2 protein-coding genes and 1 pseudogene are annotated in these 2,168 nt (G+C 67.3%); 1 reads left to right on the top strand and 2 read right to left on the bottom strand.

Translation table 11 applies throughout. The annotated features are described in order from the left end of the window. Positions 1–26 precede the first annotated feature (26 nt). Both ABZT03_RS43925 and ABZT03_RS43920 read right to left on the bottom strand, forming a co-directional pair. Entirely contained in the window at positions 27–479 is a 453-nt protein-coding gene (locus ABZT03_RS43925; protein WP_356049887.1) for a DUF5707 domain-containing protein, read from the bottom strand. A 387-nt stretch (positions 480–866) separates the two neighbouring features. Beyond that, positions 867–992 (bottom strand): annotated as a pseudogene (locus ABZT03_RS43920) (cadmium transporter); the annotation flags it as partial. 346 nt (positions 993–1,338) lie between these two features. On the opposite strand from ABZT03_RS43920, the gene ABZT03_RS43915 reads away from it, so the two are divergent. Continuing rightward, positions 1,339–1,869 carry a winged helix-turn-helix domain-containing protein gene (locus ABZT03_RS43915; protein ID WP_356049885.1) on the top strand — a complete coding sequence of 177 codons (531 nt, stop codon included), beginning with the start codon at positions 1,339–1,341 and terminating at the stop codon, positions 1,867–1,869. Positions 1,870–2,168 lie beyond the last annotated feature (299 nt).

Here is a 2,168-nt window from a genome sequence, read left to right as displayed (position 1 = left end):
CCTGCCACATCCCGGCCAGAGCTACGTCAGCGGACGGTGAAGCCGGCTGCCTCGTTGTCGAGGGTGGTGGTGCCGTTGTTCGCTTCGGCCAGGACGCCGATGTGCCAGGCGCCGTGGGGGGAGGATGCCGCGTCGGTGGGGGTGACGGTGGTGGTGTAGGTGCAGTGGACGGTGTGCTTGCCGGCCGGCGTGCAGACGGCTCTCTCGGCGGCGGCCATGTCCACGGCGGTCAGCTTCTGCTCGGCGAGCGAGGAGGTGGCCGGCCAGGCCAGGACCTTGACACTCTTGATCCCGGAGGAGGCGGTGACGCCGGTGGTGAAGCTCAGGGAACCGTCACGGTCGCCGGCGGGGGCGCTGTAGCGGGCGGCGCTGTGCGTGAGAGCGGGAGGCTGCTCCCCGGCATAGGCCAGAGCGTAAGCGCCCGCACCTGCGAGAACGACGACACCGGCGGCGACAGACACAGCGATACGTCGGGACATTGGAAGGTCTCCCCATCAGGCTCAATCGGCCGAACAGGCCCTGTATGTCTGTGCGTTGCACTGATCCTCGCTCCGCAGCGATGCGTCGGCCATGAGCCCAGATACTCAACTGGGCCTGCATAAGCGGGGCTTGCATGGCCGATCATGCTCCGCTTTGCGTTGGTGGTTGTCCGGACAGCAGGTCTTCGTCTGTCTGGAGGACCGGCCCGCGGGCCCTGAGTCAGGGTCGGAACGTGCCTGCTCAGGGCCTTCGCTTCTGCCTGGCCCTCGGCCCGGCAGGTCGTGGCCCCGTCATGTACCCGAGAAGGGGCAGCACCTCTTCACCGGTTCGGGAGGCGCTTGGTCTCGTGAGGAATTCGAACTGCGCCGATGATGTGCCGCTGGGTGCTACAGGCCGAAGGCGCCGCCCTCGATGAGGATGAGCAGGCCGAGGGCGATCAGAACCAGGGACAGCAGGACGTGGCCCCAGCGGGCAAGTGCCGTGGCGATGACGGGTCGGGTGGCGAAGAACTTGCGCCGATGCTGCGGCCGCCCCGGGGCCCCTCCCCACCGAGGCGTCGGCCCTCGGGTTCACGCTGCGGGCCCGAACCCGCAGCTCTGGGTGCCTAGATGCGCGGGGATGCCTCCGTGGCGCTCTACCGCAGTAGGGGTCATGGCGGCTGATGGTGACAGCTGGAAGCAGACCCCGACCACCGGCGGAGGCCATCAGCGTGGACAACTTGAGGCGAGGCGGGGCAGATCGGGGGCGCACACGGTGGTACACGGAGCCCCGCACAGACAGACGACAGGCTGAATTACTGACCTTTTCGGGTTGCCTTCGGGTGGTGACGTTAGGTGATCCCTGCGGTATGCCGGTGTTATGCGGTACGCGGATGGTGGGGGCCTGACTACCGAGCGGCGGGCTGCGCGTGAAGAGATCCGGCTGGAGGCCGGGCGAAGGTTCGCGCGAGGTGACAGGAATTCGGTCATCGCCAAGGATTTGCGGGTGAGCGAGCGTTCGGTGGAGCAATGGCGCCGCAACTGGCGTGAAAGCGACATGCAGGGCCTGAAGTCGAAGGGACCCGCGAAACTGCCGAAGCTGTCGGACGAACGGTTCGCCCTGCTAGAGCAAGAGCTGGCCAAAGGGCTGGCCGCGCATGGCTGGGAAGATCAGCGGTGGACGCTGGAACGCGTCAGAACGCTGATCGGCCGCCAGTTCCAGGTCAGTTGCTCGATCGCGGGAGTATGGCGACTGCTGCACCGCCACGGCTGGTCCTGGCAGAGCCCGGCCCGCCGGGCGCTGAAACGCGACGAGCACGCGGTCGAGCTCTGGAAGAAAGACGTGTGGCCGCAGGTGGAAGCACCGCGGCGGAGCTCGGGGCCTGGATCGTCTTCGCGTAAAGGTCGTTAAAGACCCGACCAGCAGTCTTATCGTCCGCTGGTCTTTCGCCTTCCCATACGGCCAAGTCGTAACTCATGCCCGCGAGGCTTTCACAGCCCACTGACACCAGCAGAGCCGGGCGAACCCACGTGCCTCCCCGGGTGTTGCCCACTCACCGCCAGCGCTGACCGACCACCACGCTCACCTGCTCACTTGCTCACCGCCATAGTCGAGCTCGGCGGTGAGCTGGAGCTCCCAGCTACCCGTAACGGGCGCTTCAGGGGGTGCGGTCATCCCAGAAGGCTGCGCGGTCAGCGCCGGCCGCCGCC

It is taken from the genome of Streptomyces sp. NPDC005574, assembly GCF_040605435.1.
GTDB lineage: Bacteria > Actinomycetota > Actinomycetes > Streptomycetales > Streptomycetaceae > Streptomyces.
Note: the sequence above shows the minus strand (reverse complement) of the source record. Positions and strands in the feature narration are given on the sequence as shown.

Bases quoted from the DNA above. Each gene is read 5' to 3' on its own strand.
- ABZT03_RS43925 (WP_356049887.1), bottom strand. From the start codon at position 479: ATGTCCCGACGTATCGCTGTGTCTGTCGCCGCCGGTGTCGTCGTTCTC.
- ABZT03_RS43915 (WP_356049885.1), top strand. From the start codon at position 1,339: ATGCGGTACGCGGATGGTGGGGGCCTGACTACCGAGCGGCGGGCTGCG.